Here is a 25,628-nt window from a genome sequence, read left to right on the forward strand (position 1 = left end):
ACTCCGGCTATAGGGCAATAAGGAATTCGCGACGACATGGCACGGCACAGCCTATCACCTCAGATCACCATAGAGATCATCGAGTTCGTGAGGTCCAGCGAGATGCGAAAGGGCGACCACCTGCCATTGCAGATGCTCGCCGATCTTTTCCGGGTATCCCGCGCACCGATCATGAGCGCGCTGCGTAAGCTCGAAGAGCGGGGCATTGTCCGTGCCGAGGCCAATCGCGGTTACTTTTTGGCTATCGATGGCGATAAAATTGACGTCGCCAGCAAGGTGGAAGGTGACCGCGGAGGCGGTGGCGAGGAACCGATCTATTTCAGGATCGCCGAAGACCGCCTTTCCGGCGTGCTCCCGGAGCGGGTCAGCGAGAACGAGCTGATGCGGGTTTACGATCTGCCGCGCACCAAGCTTCTGAAAATCCTCCACAGGATTTCCGACGAAGGCTGGATCGAACGACTGCCCGGTAACGGCTGGTCGTTTCGCCAGGCCCTGACGTCCCGCAAAAGCTATGAGGACGGTTATGTCTTTCGTGCCGTCATCGAACAGCAAGCAATGCTGCTGCCGAGCTTCGAAACCAATGCCGAAGGATTTTCGAAGGCACGCGAAATCCAGACAGCGCTTGGGAATGGCGGATACGATAACTGGTCCCGCGCAGAGATCTTCAAGGCTAACAACGATTTCCACGAAATGCTCGTCGCCTGCTCCGGCAACGAGTTTTTCCTCGACTCGATCAAGCGCATCAACCGACTGCGCCGGCTGATCGAGTATCACGTCACCATAGACCGAAGCCGCCTGCCCAAGCAGACGACCGAGCACCTGCATATCCTTGACCTGCTGGAGGCTGATCGCCGTAACGAAGCGGCGGCTTTTCTCTACACCCACATTATGGGAGCAGGCCGGATCAAGGCGCCACAACTATAGAATAATGCGTCCGAACCCTGATCAAATCGAATCTGACCAATAACAATTGCATTTTATGATTATAATGTGTAAAGACGTATCCTGTGTTTCGGTTGATTTATTGGCGACGAGACGAGTTTGAAGCAGGCGCTTGGAATGACGATGATCAGCAAGTTCACCATCGAAAACAACGAATACGATATCATCGACCTTCCCGGATTGGCGGGCGGAGACCTCGAGCGGCTGCCGTATATCCACCGCATCCTACTTGAGAACGTTGCGCGCACGGCCGGGACCGACGCACCACGCGCAGCCTCCGCCATCATGGGCTGGCTTGCCGCCGGCACCAGCGAGCTCGAGATTCCGTTCCTGCCTAACCGCGTGCTGATGCATGACACCACCTGTGGTCCGGCGCTTGTCGATATCGCCGGCATGCGATCGGCTTTGGCCGAGGCGGGTGGCGATCCTGCCTTGCTCAATCCGGTCGTTCGGGTTGATGTTTCCACCGACCACTCGGTGGCGGTTGATTTCTTCGGTGGTGCGGGTGCTTTACATCGCAACATGACGCGGGAGTTCGAGCGTAATGCCGAGCGCTATCGATTCATGAAATGGGCAACCAACACGCTTGCCGACTTCCGTGTCCATCCGCCCGGCACCGGCATCATGCACACGCTCAATCTGGAGCGACTGGCAACTGTCGTCAGCGTTATCGCCAAGGACGGCCGGAACTGGCTGGCGCCGGACACTCTGATCGGCACCGATAGTCACACCCCGATGATCAACGGGATCGGTGTTCTTGCGTGGGGTGTCGGCGGGCTCGAGGCCGAGAGCGTATTCTTCGGAATGCCGGTGGCGCTTCGCGTACCTGATGTGGTTGGGGTTCGCCTGACCGGCAGACTGAAGGATGGCGTTCTCGCCACTGACCTTGCGCTGGCGGTGACGCATATCCTTCGCAGGATCGACCTTCAGGACAAATATGTCGAGTTCTACGGACCGGGCGTTTCAACGTTGACGGCCGGCGACCGTTCCGTCGTTGCCAACATGACGCCCGAGTTCGGCGGCAACAGCGGTTATTTCCCGATCGACCAGAGCACTCTTGCCTATCTCCGCTCGACTGGTCGAAAGGATTCGCAGATTGATCTGGTGGAAAAATACTCCCGGCGCGTCGGCCTGTGGTTCGATCCGAATGCCAATCCCACCTATACCAGCGTCCTGGATATAGACCTTTCAAATATCGAACCAAGCCTTGCCGGACCGACACGTCCGCAGGACCGGATCGCCATCAGCGACACAGCAGCAGCGATCGCGTCGATGAAAAAGCCGACAGCCATTAACGTCGGAGCTAGCCAACCTGATGATGGCGCAGTCGCAATCGCGGCGATTACCAGTTGCACCAACACATCCGATCCGCGGCTGGTGATCGCAGCCGGCCTGCTTGCCCGCAAAGCCAGGGCTTATGGTCTGAAACCGCTGCCCTGGGTCAAGACGTCGCTTGCGCCGGGATCACCGACAGCCGAGCGCTATCTTCGTCGATCCGGGCTGTTGGTGGACCTCGAAGCCGTTGGCTTCGGGATCGTCGGCTTCGGCTGCACGACCTGTATCGGCAATTCCGGTCCGCTGACGCCGCAAATCTCTAAGGCGATGGCTGAGCGGGACATCCTGCCAGTGGCCGTGCTCTCCGGAAATCGCAATTTTCCCGGTCGCGTGCATCCACAGCTCGAGGCAGGTTTTCTGGCCTCTCCACCGATCGTCATCGCCTTTGCACTGGCAGGCACGGTCGAACTGAATATCCTGAGCGATGTCATCGCCGTGTCCGATGCTGGAGAAGACGTCCGATTGTCAATGCTCTGGCCCACCAGCACCGAGATCGACGAGGCGCTTGCTTTGGCCTCTGACCCGAGCGACTTCATGCCGGCATATGACGAGGCGGAGGCAAGCTGCGTCTGGCATGAACTCGACGCGCCGACCACGACGGTCTTTCCGTGGGATGAAAATTCGACCTACATCCGGCGCCCGCCGTTCGCGGGAATTGGCAATGGCAGCCTACTTGGTACCTATGCGGCCAGCCCGCTGCTGGTGCTCGGCGACGATATTACCACCGACCACATTTCTCCTGCGGGCGCGATCGCTGCCCAGAGTGAAACGGGACGCTACTTGATCGAGCGGGGCGAAAGCCCGACGGACCTCAATGTCCACGCATCGAGGCGCGGCAATTGGGAATCCATGGTCCGCGGCCTATTCACGAACCGTACGGTCCGCAACAAGCTGGGGGATGATCTGCCCCCCGGCTCGACTATTCACTGGCCGTCTCAGCGGATCATTCCGTTATGGAGTGCAGCCGAGCAGTACGTAGCGGACAACCAGCCGGTGGTGATCGTTGCCGGCGAACGATACGGCATGGGCTCGTCACGCGACTGGGCCGCCAAGGGTGCATCGCTGCTTGGTGCCCGCGCTGTCCTCGCTCTGAGCTTCGAGCGTATTCACCGCTCCAACCTGATCGGCATGGGGATCCTGCCGATGCGGCTTCCTGTGGACTGTGGACCGGATGCACTCAAGCTGGCGCCCGGTGATCTGATCGCGATCAACGCCGATGCAGACCGCATAGAGCCTCGCTGCCCGATAACCGTCACCATTAGACGAAACGGAGGCGGTGAAGCGTCCTTCACGGCAATCGCTGCGATCGAGACGGGAGCAGAGGTCGATATCCTCAAAGCCGGCGGAATCCTACCTCTGATACTGAGTGATGTGCTTGCGAAATCCGATTCCGCAGCGGAGGCGCTCTGATTTTTGGTCTGCCTTCGCGCAGAACTACTGAGCTCGCCTTCATAGTAAAAACCAGCCATCCCGGAGAGCAAGTATCTCTTCGAATTGGACAAATTTTATCCAAATAGTCGCTGAACTAAGGGGTCGACGGTTCGATTCCTTTAAAGGCGCTATATCTAAATTCGGCAAGTAAATCTGGCACCCCATGAAGGTGATGACACACCGCTGCATTTAGTGTGGACTGGACCGCGCTGTGTTGAAACTCGCGGCTGGCCAGATAGGTCGCGGATGAATATGTTCTGGCAAACAGGAGTATAGTAATTGCCCGAAGTCCACATCTTTTGCGCGTCTGGTCGAACGCGTGAGCAAAAAGTCAAACTCATGAACAAGATTACAGAAGCGGTAGTTCAGGAGTTTGGCGCAGCGCCGGGATCAGTCACGGTGCAAATCATCGAGGCGCCACTCGCTGACAAGATGAAAGGTGGAATACCTTTCGATGAGCGATAACCCCGAGGGGCTCGTGTTGTGGACGCAGTCAAACGACACTTCACTCAGGTGAAGCGGGCGGTTATTTTTCAACCGAAACTGGCCACTAAGCCTTATCGGAATGTCGGGCTAGGCGGTTCACCTTCATGAGGAGATAGCGGAGCCAGTGGTCGGTAGTTGCGGCCATTGAGACATCCTGAGGCAATCACTTTGTCGCCCTCAACCGCTTAGTCATCGCTGAACGCCGGCAGCAGTTTCACTCGTCGCCAGGCACGCCATAAGACGGTGCGGCATTGAGCGGTTGACGACTGCTTTGCGCTACTCGAGATGATCCTGGATCGGAAGGATGAAGCCGACGGCATCCGACCGTTCGCAGAGCTATACAACGCGAGCCCTCGGCCACGTGTCCGTATCTTTTCCGACAACAGCCCTCCCCGTCGCTATGTCATCTCTGGACTTGAAAGTGCTATCATTTTTGATATACTGATATCGCAGTGAAATAGATAGGATCGGATAAATGGCGGCAGTGACCATTCGAAACATCTCAGATGAAACGCATCGGGCTTTACGCGCAAGAGCAGCTTACCACGGCCGTAGTACCGAGGCGGAAATTCGTGACATTCTTGAAGCAGCTGTTCGCCCACCTGGACGCGTGAAACTCGGCTCACTGCTCGCGGCAATTGGCCGTGACGCCGAAATGTCAAACAGTGACGTCGAAGCGATGCAACAACAGCGCGACAGGACCCCGGCAGAACCGATGACTTTCGAATGATCTTACTAGACACTAATGTAATATCTGAGCCGTGGAAGCCCGATCCTGATACTGCTGTGCTGACCTGGCTGGATGCACAGGCCATCGAAACACTATTCATTTCCGCGATTTCAATTGCCGAACTTCGTTATGGGATTGCCTCGATGCCCTCTGGGAAGCGTCAGACAATTCTCCACGATCGCCTTGAAGGTGAAGTTCTTCCGATTTTTAACGGGCGCATTCTGCCCTTTAACGTACGTACCTCGCAATTCTACGCGGAGCTGATGGCCGAAGGACGAACATCCGGAAAGGCGATCGGGAGGGCTGATGGATATATTGCTGCGACGGCGGCAGAAAACCATCTCGCGGTCGCAACGCGAGATACAAGCCCATTTGAGGCAGCCGGATTGAGAGTTATCAATCCCTGGGTCGCATAAGCCTGCAGATTACGGCGCGCTGGTTCATGTCTCATCAAGAGCTCAGGACTGCGGAGACAGCGACAACGGCGTTGCGCTCATTGCTGCCACTGCCATCAGGAGATCCGGATGTTGTCCCTATACGCGCAATGCTGGGTCAATACGCTCGGTTTCAGATCGTAGATGTTTGGGACGATGTCACCTGCCGCGTGAACAATTGGTGGGAACTGTGCGGCACGCTACAGGTTTGCTCCTGATCAGGAGAGTTTCTATGCAAGATCAAGGCAGAAACAAGGGCATTATGAGCAGCATCTTAGCAGAGTTAGGCGTCCTTCGACCCGAAGGGAGTAGCGTCGAAGCTCTGACTGTCGATCAGCAGGAAATCATCGCAGCTTTCCAGACGGGCCGGATGACTGAAGAGGAGTTTCGGAAGCACCTTTCCCAAGACCCCCGTTTGTCAAATCATCTATCTCATTCTGACAAAACGCAACCAGCTGAGCTCGAAACTTGCAGTGCTACTGCAGCTACCGTGTGCCATGAAATACATGATATCTTGACGGGCGAGGTAGGAGGCAGCGGACGCTGAACTTAACAACGGACGAAATGGAAGCATTTGTACAATCGATGATGGAGCGGCTGGGTGCGTTTGGCATCGGCCTGCTGATGTTCCTGGAAAACATCTTTCCACCAATCCCATCCGAGCTGATCATGCCGCTCGCTGGCTATCTCGCCACGCAGGGCGACTTGAACATTCTATCGGTAATTGCTGCCGGAACTATGGGCTCACTTCTCGGTACGCTGCCATGGTACTATCTCGGCCGTCGTCTTGGACATGACGGGGTTCGCCGCTTGGCGTCAAAACACGGGCGCTGGCTCACAATGTCGCCTTCCGACGTAGATGCGGCCTCAGAACGGTTCAAGCGCCACGGCAAAGCCTCAGTCCTCGTCGGCCGGCTCATACCAACAGTTCGCACGTTGATTTCAGTCCCGGCCGGCGTGGCTAACATGCCGCTTGGATCGTTCCTCTTGTTCTCCGCAGTTGGCACTCTCGTATGGGGTGCAGCGCTCGCTTTGGCGGGCTTTCTCCTAGCCCAGGCTTACGACATCATTGAAAGATACGTTGATCCGGTCTCGAGCACAGTTCTTGTGATCCTGGTTGCGATCTACATCTATCGTGTCGCGACCTATAAGGAGGACCGCGCTTGAATGAGTGGCTTGCTTCTTTAGGTGTCGAACTGGATATCGTTCCCCACCTTGTTGCATTGCTCGTGGCCTATGTCTTGGCGCTGCCAATCGCGTGGGATCGTGAGCACAACGAGAGAAGCGCAGGGCTGCGAACCTTCCCGCTGGTTGCAATCGCCGCTTGCGGCTTCATTCAAGCCACCGAGTCGATGACCGTCGGCAATGCTGAGGCCACTGCACGGATCGTTGAAGGTATCATAAATGGGGTAGGGTTTATCGGAGGGGGAGCGATACTCGTTGGCAAGCTGGGAACGCGCGGCACGGCAACAGCTGCCAGCATCTGGGCGACGGGAGCAATCGGCACGGCGGTCGGCTTAGGCGCCTATGACACCGCCATCGTGCTGTCGATCGTGACCTTCGCGACACTCAGGGTGATGGCAAACTTCAAATCAGCTCGAAACTTGCCGGATAACGGTGAAAAATGACGGATGACCGCGGTGCGTGTTCGCATCCGCTATTCTCGGTCCAGCCCAACCTATAGAACCAGTAACGGACGTTCAAAGCTTGTCATCAGTGGTGCCACAAGATTGCTTTCTAAGCGATCGAGAAGGACAGACAGGCGCACATACGCCTCCTTGGTGGCGTGGAGCGTCGTCCGGCCTTTTTGCTATTCCGCTTTGTACGGCTCGGTAAAGAATATCGCGGATTTCTCGGAAATTCCCGTCCAAGACCTGGAAAGGAATGGAGCCCTTTATTTCATCTCCCAACAATTTTCTGCCTTGTTGAAGCCGAGCGCGTTTGCGGCTCGCCGGTGCTGCCGAATGACCAATATTATTCGTACATTCAGACAAATTGCATCGGGTGTGGATACGCACCTGGTGCCCAGATCGACTGGCACAGGGACAAGACGACATTTGACCGCAGGCCGGCCTGTCAATCATATTGGCTTGCCCGTTCAGGCTAAAGACGCCGATCGGGTCGCAGGTGGGAACGCACTCGATCAACTTCTGAGAGCTTTGGTGAAGCTGACTGAATAGCCCCGCGATTTGTAGACGCCTTCTTTCCTAATTTTGAGGCAAGAAGATCACCATGAGCAAATCGAATTCAGCGAAGAGTTTAAGCGCGACGCGGTGCGTCAGATCACGGAACGGGGCTATCCAGTTGCGGAGGTTTTGCAGCGGCTCGGTGTAAGCCCGCACTCGCTTTATGAGTGGAAGAAGAAGTTCTCCTTGGCGTCTGGGAACCAGGGTAACGACCAGTCCGAAGAGATCAGGTAGCTTTAAAAAGGAACTGGCGCGGGTCACGGAGGAGCGCGACATATTAAAAAAAGCGACCGCGTATTTCGCCAGGGATGCACCCCTCTCGACGATGTAAACATCGTCTGCCGGGCAATGAGTGAAGTACGCGTTCGTTGCCCAGCATCAACAGCGGTTCTCGGTGCGAATGATGTATCGCCTGTTCCGCATCCATCCCAGCGGGTTTTATGCCTGGCTTCGGATGCCCTTGAGCAAGCGTGCCTGTGAGAACAAGCGGCAGATTGATCTGCTCCAGACGGCTTGGGAAGAGAGCGGCAGGGTCTACGGGTATCGCAAGCTTCATGACGACCTGCTCGATCACGGCGAGACATGCTGCCCCAACCGGGTTGCGCGTCTGACGCGGATTGCCGGGATAAAGGCTCAGATCGGCTACAAGCGCCGTCCCGGAGTTTATGGCGGCAGGCCTTCCATTGTCATCGACAACACTCTGGACCGTCAATTCGACGTTGCTGCTCCGGACAAGGCGTGGGTCACGGACATCACCTACATCCGGACCAACCAAGGCTTCGCCTATCTCGCGGTGGTGATCGATCTCTATTCCCGCCGTGTTATCGGCTGGTCGATGCAGAGCCGTCAGACAACGGATGTCGTGCTGCAGGCGTTGCTGATGGCTGTCTGGAGGCGAAAGCCAAAGGCTGCTGGGACCCGCGTCGATAGGATTGAAGCGAAGGCAGCTAGCGGACCAAGTAGGAACAGGTCTGCCGTAGCATGGTGCTAGAAGTTGGTGAAATAGAACATGTGGCGCGGTGGCTCAGCAATCCGGGTAGTAGGGGCGACCAGACACCCATTCTGCTGCACCGCAAAAACTATTTTGCTTTACAGATCGCAATATTTTTGTGAAGTTAGGTCTCTGGTTAATATTGATAGGGCCGAAGACATTGTCGAATCTCCGTTTTGCCACCCGTCTCAACTCCTTCGCGTCGAATCCCGCCGGTGAATGGCCGGAGCTGAAGGGCAAGCCGAGCGTACTGCAGATGGCGGCACGGGCGGCAAAAGTCGACGGTCTGACGGACCTTGATCTCAACTACCCTGATCATGTTGGCGAAAATCCAACTGAACTCAAGAATAAGCTGGAAGATTTGGGTTTGGCGATCAACGGCTTTGCCATGCGCTACTACACCAATCCGGCTTTCAAGCTTGGTGCGTTCACCCATCCGGAGGAAAGCGTTCGGCGCGAGGCGATCGATCTGACCAAGGCTGGAATCGATGCCGCACGCGAAGCCGGCTCCAACCTGATGACGATCTGGCTGGGCCAGGACGGTTTCGACTACGCCTTCCAGGCCGACTATGACCGGATGTGGCAACACGAAATTGACGGTATCCGTGAAGTTTGTGAGCATGACGCGGATTGTCTGATCTCGATCGAGTACAAGCCGAACGAGCCGCGCTCCTACAGCTTGATGCCAGACTGCGCCACCACGCTGCTTGCCATCAAAGAAGCCGGCTGCGCCAACCTCGGCGTCACGCTCGACTTTGCACACGTGCTCTATGCCGACGAGCAGCCGGCCTTTGCCGCTGCCATGATCGCCCGGCACAGCCGCCTGCTCGGTGTTCACCTCAATGACGGTTACGCAAAGCGCGACGACGGGCTGATGGTCGGTTCCGTTCACTCGATCCAGACGATCGAACTGCTGCGTCAGATCCGCCGCGATGGCTATGACGGCGCGATCTATTTCGACACCTTCCCTGACATGACCGGTCTCGATCCGGTTCACGAATGCGAGGTCAACATCAAGACCGTCAAGCGGATGCTGAACGTCGTTGATCGGCTTGAGCGTGACAACCGTCTTGCTGGCGCGATCGACCGTCAGGATGCGGTCACGGCGCAATCCATCATTCAGGAAGCAATGCACGGCGACGTCGCCTGAGGAGAGGCTTCAAGAGAGTTTTTCTGTTTCAACATACCACACCTGGGAGGATCAATATGAATAGACACCTGAAATCCGCGATTGCCGGCATGGCGCTGGGGCTGATGGCAAGCGCTGCCTTCGCGCAGGATCTCGCGCCACTCAATTCCGATACCGAAAAGGATCGCGTCGACTGGTCGCAGCTCGAAGCGAAGTACGGGGCGTTTCCAAAAATCCCGGAAGGCACGCGCGCGGGCGGCGTTTCCAAGACGTTGACCAACGAATACTGGCGTTCGCTCGGCGAAGGCTACAAGTCTTTCGGTGAAAAGGCCGGCGCGACCGTTGCCTATCAGGCAGCGCAGAGCGAAGGCGACCAGCTGGGACAGCTGACGATCGCAGAAGGCATGGTCACCACGGGCTTCAATGTCATTCTCGTCTCGCCGCAAACCGACGCGAACCTGCAGCCCGTCATGGAGCAGGCCAAGGAAGCGGAAATTCCTGTCGTCAACGTCAATGACGCTGTCGTGCCGCAGGCTGAGCATTATGTCGGCAACGTGCAGCGCGACAACGGCGTTCGTGTCGCCAAGTGGTTCATCGAGAACCGCCCGGAAGGTGGCAAGGTTGCTATCATCGAAGGCCAGGCCGGCGTTTTTGCAGCCGTCCAGCGTACCGCAGGCTTCAAGGCAACCATCGGCGAGAATTCCAAGTTCCAGGTCGTCGCCAGCGTGCCCGGCAACTGGGATCGCCAGCAGTCCTACGACGCTGCCACCAACATTCTCCAGCAGAACCCGGATCTCGTCGGCTTCTACTGCAACAATGACGGCATGGCGCTCGGTGTGATCGAGGCGGTCAAGGCTGCAGGTCTTCTCGGCAAGGTCGCCGTATTCGGCACGGATGGCATTTCGGACGCCTACAAGTCAATCGAAGCGGGCGAACTGACGGGCACCGTTGACAGCTTCCCGGTCCTGACAGGCGAAGTGGCGATGGAAACCGCATTGCGGCTCGTTGCCGGTCAGAAACTGGCACGTGTCGTTGCAACACCGCAGGCGCTGATCACCAAGGACAACCTTGCCAAGTACAAGGGCGACGGCATCGATATTCGCCAGGTGCTGATGAAGGATGCTGCGGCCGCGCAGTGATCGCAACAAGAGCCGGTCCCTTCAGGATCGGCTCTCCTCCTTTGATGAAAGCACCGAGATGACGACAACGGCTCGCCTCAGGTTCGAGGGCATCACCAAGACCTTCCAGAGCGCCAAGGCGCTCTCGGATGTGTCCTTCACCGTCAAACCTGGCGAAGTTCACGCTCTTCTCGGCGAAAACGGCGCCGGCAAATCCACGCTTCTGCGTATTCTCTCCGGTGTCTCGCCGCAGACCAGCGGCGAGTTCTTCGTCGACGGCAAACTCGCGACATTTAAGAGCCCGAAAGATGCCCGCCGCGCCGGCATCGCCATGATCCATCAGGAACTGCAGCAGATCCCGAACCTGACAGTCGCGCAGAACATGTTTCTTGGTCATCCGCTGAAATATGCGGGTGGACTGCTGGTCAATCGTCGCGAGCAGGAAAAGCGCGCGGCGGCAGCGCTTGCCATAATCGATCCTTCGATCGATCCGTCGACGCCGATCAAGGACCTCAAGGTTGCGCAGCGCCAGATCGTGGAGATTGCCCGTGCGCTGCTCGAGAACGCCAAGATCGTTGCCATGGACGAGCCGACGTCGAGCTTGACGCCGGCCGAGTTCGAAAGCCTGGCCGTCGTCATCCAGAAGATGGCGGCCTCGGGCGTTGCGATCATTTACGTCTCTCATAAAATGGATGAGGTCTTTCGGATCTGCCACCAGGGAACCGTCATGCGGGACGGCAATGTGGTTGGCACGGTCGACCTGCGCTCCGCGGTGCAAGCAGACGTCATCGCGATGATGGTCGGCCGCGAACTTATGCAGGAAGAGCACAAGACGTTTGTGAAGGAGGACGTTCGCGTCGATGTGCGCAACCTTTCCTCCGCGGTCACGCATGTCCGCGACGTCTCCTTCACAGTCAGACGTGGCGAAGTGGTCGGCGTTGCCGGGCTGGTTGGCTCGGGACGGACAGAACTCCTGCGCCTCATCGCGGGCGTCGACAAGATCGGGTCCGGTGACATCAACGTCGATGGTCGCGCATTGAAGCTGACAGGTCCGCGCTCCGCGATCGACGCCGGTATCGGTTTGTTGCCGGAAGAGCGCAAACGCGAGGGCATCATCCCCATGCGCCCGGTTTCGGTCAACATGGCGCTTCCCTCGCTTCGAAAGTTCGCGCGGGTCGGGATCGTGCGCCACTCGGCTGTCAACAAGAGCGCCGAAACATTGCTGAAGCGGGTAAACCTGCGCCCATTCCAGATTGATCGCCCGATCAAGCTGTTCAGTGGTGGCAACCAGCAAAAGGCGATCATCGCCCGCTGGCTGGCCGCCGGTTCCGAGATCCTGCTGTTCGACGAGCCGACGCGCGGGATCGATGTCGGCGCAAAATCCGAGATCTACCACCTGATCGAAAACCTTGCCGCTGAAGGCAAGTCGATCATCGTCGTATCTTCAGAACTTCCAGAAGTCATCCGGCTGTCGGACCGCGTCATGGTCATGCGCGACGGGCGGATCGCCGCACAGTTGGAACGACACGAAATGACCGAACAGGCCATTGTTTCGCACGCCGTCGGCGATCGCGAGCCAAACACAGATTCCTCGACGCAGGAGCACGCCCATGTCTGATATCGCCGCCGAAATTCCAAGGCGTTCCCCGAAACTCTTCAGTTCGTTCTCACTGCGCGATGCAGGCACACTCATTGGTCTGATCCTGATCGTGGCAGTCTTTGCAGCGCTGGTGCCGGGCTTTCTGTCTGAGCGCAACCTGATCAACATTCTCCAGCAGTCGAGCATCAATGCCTGCATTGCGCTGGGCATGACCCTCGTCATCATCTCCGGGGGTATCGACTTGTCGGTCGGTCCGACGGCGGCAATCTCCGCGGTGCTTACCGCGACAATGCTGGTCTCGGGCGTTCCCGTGCCGGTGGCGCTTCTGGCCGGTCTCGGCATCGGCGCGTTCTGCGGTCTGGTGAACGGCGTCCTTGTTGCCTATGTGGGCCTTCAGCCATTCATCGTCACGCTTGGTACGCTCAGCACCTACCGAGCCATCGCGCTTATCTATACCGGCGGCAACCCCGTTCTTGGCGTGCCACAGGGCTTCCGGTCGCTGTTCAACGGCAATGTTGCCGGCATTCCAAACTCCGTCATCATCGTTGCCGTCGTTGCCTTCGTGGCCTGGGTCCTCCTCAAGAAGACCCCGATCGGCGAATATCTCTTGGCCGTCGGTGGAAACGAGGAAGCTTCCTATGTCGCAGGCGTGCCGATCGCGCTGACGAAGATCACGGCATATGTCATCTCCGGCGTTCTGGCGGCACTCGCGTCCTTCATCCTGATCGGTCGCCTCGGCGCCGCCGAGCCCATTCTTGGAAACCTCTGGGAGCTCGACGCGATCGCGGCGGCCGCCATCGGTGGTGCTTCCTTAATGGGCGGCAAGGGGTCGATTGTCGGCACCATTCTCGGTGCGATCATTCTCGGCGCCATGCGCAACGGTTTGACGTTGATGAACGTGCAGGCTTTCTATCAACTTCTCGCAACCGGCCTTATAATTCTTGTCGCAATGATGATCGATCGCGCGACAAGGGGACGGGGATGAAATCCGACAAAATGGATCCGAAGGCAGTTGGCCCGCGCATTCGCATGCGCTTGCCACTGTTGACACCACTCGAAGCACGGGTTGTTGAAACCGTGTTTGCGTTGCGCAGCTTCAACGACGACACATCGTTGAAGGAAATTGCAACCGATGCCGGTGTCTCGGAAGCCATGGTCGTGAAGATCGCCAAGAAACTGGGATTTGCCGGCTATCGGGAGTTTCGCAACGCGGTGTCGCAGTACAACAGCTTGCCGACCGCCGAAATGCACCAGGAACTGTCGGTCGAGGACACGTCAGAGGAGATTATCCAGAAAGTGTTCCGCACCTCGATCCATGCGCTTGAGGAAACGCTTTCGATCATGGATGTCAAAGCATTCGATCGCGCTGCCGACCTGATCCACGGTGCGCGTCATCGTGATTTCTACGGCGTCGGTGGTTCGGCACAGATTGCACGCGACGCAGCGCACAAGTTTCTTCGCATCGGAGTCCGCGCCAGCGTCTACGACGATTCCCACATGATGCTGATGTCGGCTTCGCTGCTGGGAAGCGATGACATCGCGGTCGGGTTCTCGCATTCCGGCAATACGATGGCCGTCATCGAGGCGATGCAGACGGCGCGGCGCAACGGTGCCCGAACGATCGCGATCACCAATTACAATGAATCGCCGCTCGCCCAGCATTCCGACGTCGTTCTGTGCTCGACGGCACAGGGGTCGCCGCTGATGGGCGAGAACGCCGCCGCCCGTATCGCCCAGCTCAATATTCTCGATGCGGTGTTCGTTGCCGTGGCGCAGCGCGACTACACCGCTGCCGAAAACAATCTCGAAAAGACCATGGCGGCCGTCGCCTCCAAACGGAAAGACAAATTCCTATGACCGCATCCAACCCCGCTGTCGTCGTTTTCGGCAGTCTCCACTACGACATCATCGTCAAAGGCCCGGCACGGCCGCGCAAAGGCGAAACAGTCACCGGCTCCGCCTGGAACCCGGCATGTGGCGGCAAAGGCGGAAACCAGGCGGTTTCCGCCGCCAAGGCCGGCGTGCGCTCGGCAATGATCGGTGCCGTGGGCGATGATGACTTCGGGCATACCCTTCTCGACAACCTGGCAGCAAACGCTGTCGAGCTGGACCAGGTTCGTGTCATCGACGGTGCCGCATCCGGAATGAGTGTCGCGATTTTTGATGCCGAAGGCGATTATGGTGCCGTGATCGTCTCCGGCAGCAATCTTCAGCTCGGCCAGTTGGACGTGGCACAGGCGGAGCATCTGTTCCGCGCTGGTAATATCCTCGTCTTGCAGAACGAAGTGCCGGATGCCGCGAATGTGCTTGCGGCTTCCGCAATGAAACAAGCCGGCGGCCGTGTTGTTCTCAACGCTGCCCCGGCGAGAGATCTGTCGCCCGAACTGGCGCGGCAGATCGATGTCCTCGTGGTCAACGCGGTGGAGGCGGAAGCGTTGGCAGGCGGCGGTGAGGTTGAAACGCTCGAAGACGCGATCGCCACGGCAGAGGTTCTTGCACAATCATTTCCGGTGGCGGTCGTTACAGCAGGTGGAGAGGGCGTCGCATTCGCCGAGCAAGGCGGAGCCAAAGGGACCATCCCGGCTATCAAGGTCAAGCTCGTCAGCACCCACGGGGCAGGGGACGAGTTCATCGGTGTTCTCGCAGCTCAGATGCTGCAGGGAGAACGCGTAACGACCGCTCTTTCTGCGGCCAACCAAGCCGCGGCGCTCCTTGTGAGTTCGCAGCGCTGATCTTTCAATTATTCCTCAGACAGTGCGTCGCAGAACTCCTGATCTTCTAATGCAGTGTTTTCTTGGCTTGTTTTTGTGTCAACGAGCCAAGGCTGGTTCGAATCCTTTCAAGAGCGAATAGGCGAACGGACATCGCTGCTTTGCGCCTTCATGTCGGTCATGGAGGCTGTCGCCGAGCCTGACGGAAAGCAGACGTCCGACACGGCGAGCTCGTTTCTCGCAAATCATGTTCGTCGGATGGAAGCGCATCCAGGCGGCCGCATGGTCCTCACGAACGCTCTCCTGTCGCCTCCATTTACAGCGGGCTTAAATAGGGATATCGTGTATCCTTAATAGCGACCTTGCTGCGCACTGCGGAACGAATTGATGATCTTAAAAAGCCAGGTTGAGTGGGCGTTGCACTGTTGTGCCATTCTCGCGGCGCTGCCCGAAGGGCGCTATCTGTCGACCAAGGCGCTCGCCGAATTCCATGGCCTGCCGAAGGAGTATCTCTCCAAGGCTTTACAGAGCCTGTCCCAGGCGGGCCTTGTCCATACGACGCTTGGTCCTTCCGGCGGATACCGGCTGGCGCGGTCGCCCGATGATTTGACGTTTCTCGACATCGTCGAAGCCGTGGAGGGAAGGTCACGCACTTTCGTCTGCAACAATATCAGGGCCAACAATCCCTGCCGACCTGCGGGCTTCTGCGACACCAGCCCCTGCGCCGTCGCGCGCATCATGTGGGAAGCTGACGAGGCATGGCGCAGCAAATTGCGCAGCGTGCGGCTGTCCGGTCTGGTCGAAACCCTTTCACAGGAGGTCCGCGCCGATATCTGGGGCAAGACCTTTGAGTGGGTCATGGATCGCGCCGGCTGATCGCGCCCGCGGCATTTCGCTGGTATCGGCGCTCTCCGGCAGGGATGGAAGCGGGCAAAAATAGCTTTGCGGCGGCATGGCCAGTTGGAGGCCGTTCTCCCTGCAGTGCTGGTGAACAAGATTGATGACGTCGTTTCTGGCCGCTGTCCGGTGCAGTGGGTCGGCGACACGGAACTGCAGTTCCACTTCGATGGCCGCCGCGTCGATCGATTTCAGTGCAACGACGGCCGCGGCCTGTCTGACGATGCTTCCGCAGGACGTAAGAACCGTTTTCATGACCTCCTCTACCAAGCTCGGCTCGTGGATCGACGCGATCCGCACGGTCAAGGCGATCAGATGCGTCTCGTCCGGCCGGGTCAGATTGGTGAGCCCGACCTTGGCAAGGACGCTGTTCGGCAGGACGACGACATTGTGCGCGCTGGTCAGCAATTGCGTCGAGCGCCAGTTGTTCTCGATGACGCGTCCTTCCGTGCCGTCGGCAAGCTGGATCCAGTCACCGATGCCGAAGGGCCGCCCGAGCGTCAGGGCAACGCCCGAGAACACGTCGCCCAACGTGTTCTGCAGGGCAAGGCCGAGGATAACGGCCACGGCGCCGGAGGTTGCAACGAGTGTGCCGACCGGTGCGCCGAAGACGAAACCGAGGATCGAGAGCGACACCCCGACATAGACCACGGCAACCATCAGGTCCTGCAGCAGCCGTGCCTCGCTTGGCCGACGGTCGAGGACGGTAATCCGCACAGCGCCGATCATCGACCATGCAAGATGGGTCCACCAGAGCACCCGCGCGGAGATCGCCAGAAAGGCCGGCATATCTGGAGCTTGGGTCGTTCCAACCCTGTAAGGCAGGATGCCGCCGAGCCCCAGCACGCCGGTCATTGCGGCAAAGAACCAGATCTGAATGATCAACCTCGCCTTGGGGCGATTGCGGCCCTGCAGGTGCCAGACGATGATACCGCAGAGGCCGAGCAGGTTCACGGAAAGAAGTGGAATGGAAGAGGGATCTTCGAGCATGGCCGGTTTCCGCTGTCGCAAGACGCCGAGGCCGGGAACCGCTGGCGGTACCCGGCCCTGAAGACCTTACTTGTTGATGGGGAAGGTCAGGTCCTTCTGGTCGATATCGACCACGAACACCGCCAATAGCTTTGCTTTCTGTGACTTGCTGCCGTTTTCGCTGACGCTGTGACGGTCGCCCGGCATCTCGGAAAAGCTTTCGCCCGCGCGATAGGTCTTGACCGGGCCGCCATTGACCTGGCTGCGGATCGAGCCTTCCAGGACCGTGGCGTAGATGAAGGCCGATTGCGGATGGGTATGGGCTTCGGAAAACCCACCAGGACCATATTCCACAAGAACGCCCTTGATGCTCTTGCCCGGAACATTCGGCAGCGCATGTTCGTAGACAAGCGTCACCTTTGAGGCATCGCCACTGGCGCTGTCATGAGCCGAGACCGTGCCGATCGTCATGGCGATAAGCGCGAGGGCTGAGAAAACTGATTTGATCATGGGAAACTCCGATGGTGGTTTGCGCCCGCACGACCACCGCGCAGGCCAGGATTGCTCACTTGCGGGCGGATGTGGGGAACCACTGTTCGAAGGTGATCTTGCCGAGACGCGGACCGTTGTCCGAGACCAGCGAGCCATCCTCCAGCCGGGCGTTAAAATAGCGGGCCTCCGTATCCGGTACGACCGTGCGGACATCTCCGGTAGCTTTCAGATAGCGGGCGACGAGATCGGACAACCTTGACCGCTCCGGTCCTGCGATTTCGATGGTGCCGTTGACGGGTGCGGCAAGCGCCACGTCGGTCATGGCGTCCGCGACGTCGTCGGAGGCAATCGGCTGCACAAAGGCAGGAGAGAGGTGGACGCTGTCGCCCACCGTTCCCGACTGGGCAATGCCGCTGAGAAATTCCATGAACTGCGTCGAATGGACGATGGTGTAGGGCATGCCCGACGCCTTGATCAGCGTCTCCTGGGCAAGCTTGGCGCGGAAATAGCCGCTTTCCTGGAGCCGCTCGGTGCCGATGACGGAGAGCGCGATGTGATGCTTGACGCCGGCGATCTTCTCGGCGGCCAAAAGGTTGCGCCCCGAAGTTTCGAAGAACTCCATGACAGCCTTGTCTTCGAAGGACGGCGAATTAGCGAGGTCGATGACGACGTCCGTGCCTTCGAGCGCCTCGGTAAGCCCTTCTCCGGTGATCGTGTTGACGCCGGTATTGGGGGATGCGGCAATCACTTCATGGCCGAGGCGGCGGAGGCGCTCGACAGTCTTTGAACCGATCAGGCCGGTTCCGCCGATGATGACGATCTTCATAAGTCTTCTCCGTTCGCGGACACAATGTGCCGCGTTGATGATTGAGGTTGGCTGCAAGGAATGGGTTCGTTCAGGCCAGCTTTGTCGAGGCCGTAGGCTTTGTCGGCAGATCCAGGCACGACCTTGAAGGCGATGCTGGCGCGGTTCCAGGCGTTGATGGACATGATCGAGAAGGTCAATTCGCTGATTTCCTTCTCCGAAAGCTGGCCGCGGACGCGCTCGTAGAGGTCGTCGGGAATGCCACCTTCCGGTAGCTTCGTGACGGCTTCGGTCCAGGCAAGTGCTGCACGCTCGCGGGGAATGAACAGGTTGGATTCCCGCCAGATGGCGACGTGGTAAAGGCGCAGCTCACTCTCGCCGTGGATCTTGGCTTCCTTGACATGCATGTCGAGGCAGAAGGCGCAGCCGTTCATCTGCGAGGCACGGATGTGCACGAGGTCATGGATTTGCTGTTCGATGACGCCCCCGTTCATGGCGGCTGTCAGGTCCATGAGCTTTTTGAAAAGCTCCGGCGATTGCTGTGCGTAGTTCAGGCGCTGAGTCATGTCTCGTTCTCCTATTAAGGATATTCAATGTCCTTATGGACTTAAGGTATCCTTAATAACTGGACGCGCAAGCACTTCCCGCATAAGCTGCGGACATAAGCCTTATGTCTCAAAGTATGGGGGACCGGATGGACATCGTATTGGCGCTAAAAACGTTTCTGCGCGTGGTCGAAACCAACTCCTTCTCAGCGGCGGCCTTCGACCTCGGCTTGACCCAGCCGGCCGTATCCAGACAGGTTTCGGCATTGGAAGCGCATCTGAACACACGTCTTCTTCACCGCACCACAAACGCGATCGCGCTGACCGTCGAGGGCGAGAAGATGGTGCCGATGGCGCTGGGCGTAATCGCGGCAGTGGAAGCGCTGGGCGATACCGATTGTGCAAAGAGTGGGCCTGTCTCCGGAAAGGTCAGGCTGAGCCTACCAGCGCCGCTCGGTCTTTATATCAGTGACCGTCTTCCAGCGCTTCTGGACGCCCATCCAAATCTGGTTGTCGAGTTGGTGTTCCGCGAAAGCCCCTCCGATTTGGTGGGCGAGGCGATCGACCTCGAGGTGCGCCTCGGGGTAGTCGGCGACAGCAGTCTGATCTGCCGGCGCATCGGCTGGACGACAGCCTGTCTGGTAGCGGCCCCTTCCTACCTTGAGAGACGCCAGCCTCCCCGCACGCCGGACGAGATTATTGGCCACGACTGCATCTGCTACAGCCGTGCCGGAAACGGGCGGTCCTGGTCGTTTTCCAACGGCGCAGACGAACTCGAGCTCTGCGTTACGCCGCGCCTGATCGCCAACAGTTCCATGGGTGTTCATCGGGCAGCCCTGGCAGGAGGCGGACTGGCAGTGCTTTCCCATATTCTCGCCGACCAGGATGTGGCGTCCGGCCGGTTGGTCCGGCTGATCCCGGACTTCCCGCCGACCCGACTGCCCATCCACGTGGTCTATCCGTCCCGCAGAAACATCCCGCTCCGCGTCAGGACAGTCCTCGAATTCCTCGTCGATGCGGTTAGTACTGATGATTTGATGGCTTGATACAGTGCGCAATGAGGCGTGTGGCCACCACTAGGCGGAAGATCATCGCGACATCAGCAAGGGGACCTTCTGGGCCTCGTGGGGCAAAGTGCCTCCCGCCTGGCCTGCCGATTTTCGTTGGGGGTCGCTACTGTATGAATATACATTGGGCCTTGACTTCAGCCTGAACCAGTGTGGACTATTGTATAGTATTGCTGTGTCGTAAGCCCCCGTCAAAAGGTACGCGCACGCTTGTTTTCTCAAATCAAAAAAGGAGAGCAGTCATGGCACTTAAACCAGGACCGAAGCCGATAGCGAAATCCACGGGGAAACCGGATCAGCGCCGCCGTGACAACAAAACCGCGCCAGGGAATACACCGTCTCTCAAACCTAGCAAGTCCACCAAATAAGTCATATAAAACAGAGCTCTCGCTGATTTGCACTCTACCCAGGTATGTGATTGAACCTGCGCGAAATGCCGCGCGGACTGCGTGCTCGTCGTATGTTGGATGTCAGCTTCCCGAATTTTTCGCTGATACCGGTCAGTCCGATAACGGCCCCATATCCGTCGTTCACCGTGAAACAAACCGACGTTCGTCGCTGTGGAATTTCAGCCTTTAGCCCTATCCAATAACCGGGTAAATGGTTCAGATCCCTTCAAGGCGAGGGGCGGTGAGTTCTTCAGACCAAGTTAACCCAGCCGCGAAACACTTCGAGCGATCCAGAGGTGCGGGCCATCTACAAAGGCTTCTGGTACCCCGTTCGGGTGAGACAATAATCGTCAGCAGCAAGCTTAAAATTTCGATGAAGAACGCCTCATGAGCCAGCTGACTTAGCCACTGACAGAGTTTGCGGAAAGCTTCTTGAGGTGCAGGGTAGTTATTCAATTCGGCTCTGGAGTGCGAAATCGTACACTTCCGATCTTCCTAACTTGGCCAATTGTATATTCAAGCTCCTGCCGATACTATCCTTAATTGTGTCGTTGTGCTAAGCTAACTACAGCTCAGTGTGGTCTGGAAGAGATTATGCTCGCGAATACGCCGGATGAACAAACACTCGCCAAAGCCGCTGGCCTTCTCGATGTTATGTCGAACGAAAAACGTCTCATCATTCTGTCGCTGATCATCAAAAATGAAATATCAGTCGGGCTGCTCGCAGCTGAGGTAGGCTTGAGCCAGTCTGCGCTGTCACAGCACCTACAAAAGTTGCGGCTGGCAAAACTCGTTCATTGTCGTCGTGAGGCTCAGACGATCTACTACTCTTGCGCATCGTCGGAAGTGGCACAAGTCTTGAAGGTGTTGGAAGCGATATTCACCGAAGATACTGATTACGAATGCGATGGCAACCAATTGTCGTTGTAGCACACCACTCCAGTAAATTAGGAAGTGCTAACCTAGACAAAACAATGACGGAACGGAGGCGGAACGAAGGCTGCACAATTTCTACGAGCATGAGTTCATTGGAGCACTCTGCGGCTGGTAGAGAACTGTACCTTAGCGCAACATCTTACGGAATTCGCTGTTGGGCCTCGTCTCATACATCGGCGCCGATGAGCTTCAAATCCTATGCTCGTCCTTGGTTCCACTGCAATACAGGTAATTAGGCCTGAAGACCCCAGGCTTGCCTTTTGCGAGCCTTCAGATTTTCCCCGTTTGTCGCCGCAGACTGGCGTTGCACGGGCTTCGCGAGGCAGTTACTGACCGCACGCGTCAGCTCGTCGGGGTCCGAAGGTTTACAGATCCAAGTCCCGTTCAAAAACACGCGGTGGGTGTCGCTAGCCACTCCCCTGCGTGCGCTGTGAATGACAAGTGGGACCCCGCGGGCAACCAGTATATCCGCAACTTCATCACACTCGCCGTCCCTTAGGAAAATATCGATAACGGCAACATCCGGCGTATTCGTCCTTAACCAACTGAGCGCTCCTACGCAGGATGCAAAACTTGTCGTTTGTCCAATTTTTGCATCCGCAAACGTTCGTTCTACATCCAGCGCAATCAATGCCTCGTCTTCCAGTAGCAAAATGTTGGGCATGAGCATGACCATCCTTTTAGCTGTGATGTAACTACTATACACCTACGACGCGCGGACGTCCGGCTTGGTCAGAAAGCGCACCTTCGCCGCGTACCAACCGAGCGTATCGATCCCGCTGGTTGGTTGCTCCAGATCGCCAGCATGCCAGTGTTGCTCGTTAGGTGGGATTATATTTTCGCAGATAGGCATGACCGACCGGGGTGAGTCGGTAAGCACGTTGCCTGAGGTCGTCGCCTCGCGCCTCGATTAGTTCAAGGTCCTGAGCGATCAGCGCCGTTTTTAGTCCTACGTGGCTTGGTAGTTTGCGCCAACGCCCTTTTTGCAGGTGATTTACGAGCAGTCCGAGGCGTATTTGCTTCGATCCGGTCTTCATCTGCTTCCGATCAGGCGGTCATATTCTTTCTCAGGCGACCCGTAACAGCCGCCCGCAATCTCCTCAAGCTTGGCCCGGTCGCGGATCAGGATACGCCCTCGAGTGGCCTTGATGGCCCGCATCCCTTCGAGAATATGCAGATTATCTGTTACGCCAGATCGCCGTACGCCTAGCATGAGTGACAAAAATTCGTGAGTGAGCGCCATATCGTCGTGGCGAATTCGATCATGGCACATCAACAGCCAGCGCGACAAGCGCTCCACCATATTGTACCTGCCGTTAGCCAATGCTGAGTGCGCGAGCTGTAACTCACAAGTGTGGATATAATGCAGAAACAAGTCCCGGGATCGGGCGTCTTCTTCGATCAAACGGTACAAAAGTTGCACAGGGATTTTGATCGCATGTCCCTCGATCTGCATAAAGGTACGGTTCGGCGTGGTCTCAAGCCTCAGTAGTCGATGCGTCCCACACAAACCTTCCCAGCCAACATGCCCTACCTCGATAGCTTCGTCATCGACCGTTCTAGCGACGACGGACGCAAGTCCGCTTTCGAGAAAAAACACGTGGTCGGTCGGTTGATCACTTTCTACGAGAACGGTCCTCAGCGGCAGCTCAACTCGCTCCATACCAGAATGGAGCATATCAAATGCTTCCGGATCGAGGGCTTGAAGGAGCCGATTGTGAATGTCGGTTCTTACTATCATCGTCATGTCGGTCTCCAACGGGGAGGAGCCCGCACTCAAGGATCGTGTGGATAGAAGGATATCCATAGACTATGGCGCAGATCGGCAAACTACTCCAGGGCAATGAACGAACTGTACGATTTTGACAATTGCCCTCAAGAGCCGGCCCGCGAAATCGTTAGCTTATGTGCCAGCGCCGGACGCACTCCACGTCTTTGTTCACTAAGGTAGTTGATGGCAATACTGTTTTCGACATCGTGACAAATTTGAGATCATCCGTATCGAGGAGTTGTGACGTCATCAATTTATTGCAGTCGCACGCCGGAATTACAAGAAAGCGAAGAGGGCATGAGCGCGGGATCCGGCAAAGGCGGGATGGCTTACGTCGCCAGAGGAAATGGGACATTGGCGGCATCATTATACTGCAGCGTTGCCGAAGAGAGGCTAACGGATCAAATGGCCGATGCACGTTGAAGTTCTTGCTCCAGATGCTGCTGCGCCGAAAGTTTCTCGTTTTAGACAGCCGACACAATCTAACGTGGCGATAATAAGCGCCGCGTCATGTTAACGAGCGTAAAACTCGCGCATGAATAGGGTGACGCCCAAACCTCTTTATTGATCAGCATTCCGATGCTGTGCGAAACTTCACTTTTTTAAAAAGCGGCGATCTCTGCTGTCGGCGTTTCGGACCGATCGATAATCTTGACGGCAGCCGTGAACGAAAGAACGATCACGGTGAAGCCACTTTCATCAACAACGTTCATCAGCCATGCGGAGACATCCGTCTTTTTCAGCATGGTTCGCTGTAAGCGCTCGGCAATAGTCTCGACCGCTTCGCTCCGCGCGCTTTCTATATCGGCATGCTCTGAGCCTACCGTATCGGCGACTGATATGCCGTCGTGAACGTTGAAAAAATATCGGGCCAACGATCTCATGCTCCTACACAGGCAAGAGCAAGTATGATCTCTCAGCCATCTGCGCCTGGGAAGATGGCAGATGATCAAGCCTTATCGTACACAATAATGTCTTAATGACGATGCTGCGGCGGGGTGTGCGGTGAACATGTTGTCAAAAAAAGGCTGGAAAGTGCTTATTGCGCGGATGCGCCATTCGCGTCTCTTAAGTCAGATAATATCTACGGGCCAGTCGCTACACGAGCAACCCATCAACCCTGACGCGTTGGCACGTGCAACGCTGGACCTACTCTCCTAGAAGTAGCGCAGAGAGTCCTGCTAGTTAGGTGGTTAGATGCAGCGCGTTCCGGAGCTCGTTGAAGGGATACGGCGGCTACGATTGGGGCTGGAACTTTGGTGGTGCAGGATGATTGGGCATGCTGGAGGTGCTGATGCCCCGCTATTTCTTCGACCTCGTTGGTCAGCAAACCGTAACGGACATTGAAGGCTCTGAGCTCGCTTCTATCGATGAAGCACGAGTGGAGGCGAAGAAAGATGCGCGCGCCATTATGAGCGACGCAGTTAGAGCAGGATATGATGTGACGGGGCGCCGTGTCGAAATCCGGGACGAAGCAGGAGAACTGCTGGCGGTCGTCCCGTTTGCTGACGCACTTTCCAAGCGGCCTTAAACTCCTTCAATCGTGGTTTCTGACAGCCGTTTTCCTAACTCGAGGCGCGCAACCCATTCATTCCCTCGCTTACCTGTCATGGTTAGTTCGATCGGAGAGGAGGCTCGAAACAATTAATGAAAACTCAGTCGCTGGCCTATTAGCCGCTCATATTCTCTTTCCGCAACGCCGTAGCAACCGCCAGCAATGTCTTCCAATTTGCTACGATTGAGGATGCGGATATTTCCCCGCGTCGATCTGATCGCTCCAATCCCTTCCAAGAGATGTAACTGATCCGTAATGCCGGATCGCCGTACACCGAGCATGATCGACAGGAACTGATGCGTTAGACCGAGGTCATCACCGAGGCGGTCCTGGCACATCAGCAGCCACCGTGCCAATCGCTCGTAGATGCTGTACCGGGCGTTAGCGAGGGCCGTGTAAGTCAATTGGATATTGCATGAGTGAATGTATCTCAGAATTAAAGCCCTGAACTCTGGAATGCTTTCGAGAGCGGAAGTGACGACTGAAACGGGAACAAGATACCCTAGTCCTTCGCCCTGCATAAAGGTTTTGGACGGTGATTGTGTAGCATGAAGAGCAGTATGCAATCCAGTCGCGCCCTCAAATCCGATATGCCCGACCTCTACCATTTCATCCTCTGCCGTGATGGCAACAACTGAGGCTAGCCCTCGCTCGAGAAAACAGATCGTCTGGTTGGGCTCGTCCTGTTCAACAAGTGTCAGTCTGAGCGGAAGCTCGATTGCTTGCATATAAGGTGCAATCGTTGCGAACGCGTCGGGACTAGCAGCGCGAAGTAGAAGATTGCGCATTTTCTCCTGAGAAGGCAGGTTCATATCTCCTCCAAAGGAAGAGCCGAGGCTCGTTGTTCCAAAACTTCATCAACGGCTTATGATGCAGGCTTCACGTGATTTCCAGAAGCTGTTTTGGTTGGTACGTTTTCAGACAGAATCCCGCGCTTAGCGATCCTTACCCCGTATCAGCAGCCCAGTTTAATCAGTGCTATTGTCGATAAAACGCTACAATTGCTCGTTACGAAGCAAGCCATAGTGGCGAAGTGAAGTATATTGCGTTTAGCGCTCAAACCACGACAGAGGCCCAAGGTAAAATCGCTGTAGCGGCTGCAAGTTAGT

24 protein-coding genes and 2 pseudogenes are annotated in these 25,628 nt (G+C 57.0%); 18 read left to right on the forward strand and 8 right to left on the reverse strand.

The window, feature by feature from the left end; genetic code table 11:
* Positions 1 to 36 precede the first annotated feature (36 nt).
* The 15 genes and pseudogenes from IFT59_RS21305 to IFT59_RS21375 all read left to right on the forward strand — a co-directional run bounded on the left by IFT59_RS21305 (position 37) and on the right by IFT59_RS21375 (position 15,969).
* Positions 37 to 924 carry a GntR family transcriptional regulator gene (locus IFT59_RS21305; protein ID WP_113165923.1) on the forward strand — a complete coding sequence of 296 codons (888 nt, stop codon included), beginning with the start codon at positions 37 to 39 and terminating at the stop codon, positions 922 to 924.
* 135 nt (positions 925 to 1,059) lie between these two features.
* Positions 1,060 to 3,687 (forward strand): aconitate hydratase AcnA, encoded by a 2,628-nt coding sequence (gene acnA / locus IFT59_RS21310; protein WP_113165968.1) that lies wholly within the window; start codon positions 1,060 to 1,062, stop codon positions 3,685 to 3,687.
* A 300-nt stretch (positions 3,688 to 3,987) separates the two neighbouring features.
* Complete coding sequence (locus tag IFT59_RS21315; protein WP_113165922.1) at positions 3,988 to 4,173, forward strand: tautomerase family protein; 186 nt, start codon at positions 3,988 to 3,990, stop codon at positions 4,171 to 4,173.
* 496 nt (positions 4,174 to 4,669) lie between these two features.
* A complete protein-coding gene (locus IFT59_RS21320) occupies positions 4,670 to 4,924 on the forward strand; it encodes a FitA-like ribbon-helix-helix domain-containing protein (RefSeq protein WP_113165921.1) in 255 nt (84 codons plus the stop codon).
* Complete coding sequence (locus tag IFT59_RS21325) at positions 4,921 to 5,340, forward strand: type II toxin-antitoxin system VapC family toxin (RefSeq protein WP_192088220.1); 420 nt, start codon at positions 4,921 to 4,923, stop codon at positions 5,338 to 5,340. The genes IFT59_RS21320 and IFT59_RS21325 overlap by 4 nt, the downstream gene beginning before the upstream one ends.
* A gap of 582 nt (positions 5,341 to 5,922) precedes the next feature.
* Positions 5,923 to 6,525 (forward strand): DedA family protein, encoded by a 603-nt coding sequence (locus IFT59_RS21330; RefSeq protein ID WP_113165918.1) that lies wholly within the window; start codon positions 5,923 to 5,925, stop codon positions 6,523 to 6,525.
* Positions 6,522 to 6,986: an MgtC/SapB family protein gene (locus IFT59_RS21335; protein ID WP_113165917.1), complete on the forward strand. Its 465-nt coding sequence runs from the start codon at positions 6,522 to 6,524 to the stop codon at positions 6,984 to 6,986. The genes IFT59_RS21330 and IFT59_RS21335 overlap by 4 nt, the downstream gene beginning before the upstream one ends.
* Before the next feature lie 612 nt (positions 6,987 to 7,598).
* Positions 7,599 to 8,451 (forward strand): annotated as a pseudogene (locus tag IFT59_RS21340) (IS3 family transposase); the annotation flags it as partial.
* Between the two features lie 244 nt (positions 8,452 to 8,695).
* Entirely contained in the window at positions 8,696 to 9,685 is a 990-nt protein-coding gene (locus tag IFT59_RS21345) for a sugar phosphate isomerase/epimerase family protein (protein WP_113165916.1), read from the forward strand.
* Between the two features lie 56 nt (positions 9,686 to 9,741).
* On the forward strand, positions 9,742 to 10,803 hold the full coding sequence (locus IFT59_RS21350; protein WP_062460310.1) for a sugar ABC transporter substrate-binding protein: 1,062 nt from the start codon (positions 9,742 to 9,744) through the stop codon (positions 10,801 to 10,803).
* Between the two features lie 58 nt (positions 10,804 to 10,861).
* Positions 10,862 to 12,400: a sugar ABC transporter ATP-binding protein gene (locus tag IFT59_RS21355; RefSeq protein WP_113165967.1), complete on the forward strand. Its 1,539-nt coding sequence runs from the start codon at positions 10,862 to 10,864 to the stop codon at positions 12,398 to 12,400.
* Positions 12,393 to 13,367 carry an ABC transporter permease gene (locus IFT59_RS21360; protein WP_192088221.1) on the forward strand — a complete coding sequence of 325 codons (975 nt, stop codon included), beginning with the start codon at positions 12,393 to 12,395 and terminating at the stop codon, positions 13,365 to 13,367. The genes IFT59_RS21355 and IFT59_RS21360 overlap by 8 nt, the downstream gene beginning before the upstream one ends.
* Entirely contained in the window at positions 13,364 to 14,239 is an 876-nt protein-coding gene (locus IFT59_RS21365; RefSeq protein ID WP_113165914.1) for a MurR/RpiR family transcriptional regulator, read from the forward strand. The genes IFT59_RS21360 and IFT59_RS21365 overlap by 4 nt, the downstream gene beginning before the upstream one ends.
* Entirely contained in the window at positions 14,236 to 15,114 is an 879-nt protein-coding gene (locus tag IFT59_RS21370; protein ID WP_192088222.1) for a ribokinase, read from the forward strand. Before IFT59_RS21365 ends, IFT59_RS21370 begins: the two co-directional genes overlap by 4 nt.
* A gap of 366 nt (positions 15,115 to 15,480) precedes the next feature.
* Positions 15,481 to 15,969, forward strand: coding sequence for an RrF2 family transcriptional regulator (locus tag IFT59_RS21375; RefSeq protein ID WP_113165912.1), 489 nt, complete (start codon positions 15,481 to 15,483; stop codon positions 15,967 to 15,969).
* Here IFT59_RS21375 and IFT59_RS21380 read toward each other — a convergent pair.
* From IFT59_RS21380 to IFT59_RS21395, 4 genes and pseudogenes are all read right to left on the reverse strand, one after another.
* Complete coding sequence (locus tag IFT59_RS21380) at positions 15,904 to 16,980, reverse strand: mechanosensitive ion channel family protein (RefSeq protein ID WP_192088223.1); 1,077 nt, start codon at positions 16,978 to 16,980, stop codon at positions 15,904 to 15,906. The two genes, IFT59_RS21375 and IFT59_RS21380, sit on opposite strands and share 66 nt — an antisense overlap.
* Before the next feature lie 66 nt (positions 16,981 to 17,046).
* On the reverse strand, positions 17,047 to 17,469 hold the full coding sequence (locus IFT59_RS21385) for a cupin domain-containing protein (RefSeq protein WP_113165910.1): 423 nt from the start codon (positions 17,467 to 17,469) through the stop codon (positions 17,047 to 17,049).
* Positions 17,470 to 17,524: 55 nt separating this feature from the next.
* A complete protein-coding gene (locus IFT59_RS21390; RefSeq protein WP_113165909.1) occupies positions 17,525 to 18,277 on the reverse strand; it encodes an SDR family oxidoreductase in 753 nt (250 codons plus the stop codon).
* A gap of 68 nt (positions 18,278 to 18,345) precedes the next feature.
* Positions 18,346 to 18,822, reverse strand: a pseudogene (locus tag IFT59_RS21395) (carboxymuconolactone decarboxylase family protein); the annotation flags it as partial.
* 128 nt (positions 18,823 to 18,950) lie between these two features.
* On the opposite strand from IFT59_RS21395, the gene IFT59_RS21400 reads away from it, so the two are divergent.
* The gene (locus IFT59_RS21400; RefSeq protein WP_113165907.1) at positions 18,951 to 19,847 is read left to right on the forward strand and encodes a LysR family transcriptional regulator; all 897 of its coding nucleotides are present in this window, start codon (positions 18,951 to 18,953) and stop codon (positions 19,845 to 19,847) included.
* Between the two features lie 1,004 nt (positions 19,848 to 20,851).
* Entirely contained in the window at positions 20,852 to 21,187 is a 336-nt protein-coding gene (locus tag IFT59_RS21405) for an ArsR/SmtB family transcription factor (RefSeq protein WP_192088224.1), read from the forward strand.
* Between the two features lie 238 nt (positions 21,188 to 21,425).
* Here IFT59_RS21405 and IFT59_RS21410 read toward each other — a convergent pair whose 3' ends face one another.
* The 3 genes from IFT59_RS21410 to IFT59_RS21420 all read right to left on the reverse strand — a co-directional run bounded on the left by IFT59_RS21410 (position 21,426) and on the right by IFT59_RS21420 (position 23,839).
* On the reverse strand, positions 21,426 to 21,857 hold the full coding sequence (locus tag IFT59_RS21410; protein ID WP_192088225.1) for a response regulator: 432 nt from the start codon (positions 21,855 to 21,857) through the stop codon (positions 21,426 to 21,428).
* Between the two features lie 369 nt (positions 21,858 to 22,226).
* Positions 22,227 to 22,940 carry a Crp/Fnr family transcriptional regulator gene (locus IFT59_RS21415; RefSeq protein ID WP_113165903.1) on the reverse strand — a complete coding sequence of 238 codons (714 nt, stop codon included), beginning with the start codon at positions 22,938 to 22,940 and terminating at the stop codon, positions 22,227 to 22,229.
* 626 nt (positions 22,941 to 23,566) lie between these two features.
* Positions 23,567 to 23,839 (reverse strand): DUF6894 family protein, encoded by a 273-nt coding sequence (locus IFT59_RS21420; protein WP_192088226.1) that lies wholly within the window; start codon positions 23,837 to 23,839, stop codon positions 23,567 to 23,569.
* Positions 23,840 to 24,243: 404 nt separating this feature from the next.
* Here IFT59_RS21420 and IFT59_RS21425 point away from each other — a divergent pair, with 404 nt between their 5' ends.
* Positions 24,244 to 24,495 (forward strand): DUF6894 family protein, encoded by a 252-nt coding sequence (locus IFT59_RS21425; RefSeq protein ID WP_249407690.1) that lies wholly within the window; start codon positions 24,244 to 24,246, stop codon positions 24,493 to 24,495.
* Positions 24,496 to 24,608: 113 nt separating this feature from the next.
* Here IFT59_RS21425 and IFT59_RS21430 read toward each other — a convergent pair whose 3' ends face one another.
* The gene (locus IFT59_RS21430) at positions 24,609 to 25,331 is read right to left on the reverse strand and encodes a Crp/Fnr family transcriptional regulator (protein WP_113165901.1); all 723 of its coding nucleotides are present in this window, start codon (positions 25,329 to 25,331) and stop codon (positions 24,609 to 24,611) included.
* Positions 25,332 to 25,628 lie beyond the last annotated feature (297 nt).

It is taken from the genome of Rhizobium sp. CFBP 8752 (genome assembly GCF_014842035.1).
Taxonomy (GTDB): Bacteria; Pseudomonadota; Alphaproteobacteria; order Rhizobiales; family Rhizobiaceae; genus Neorhizobium; species Neorhizobium soli.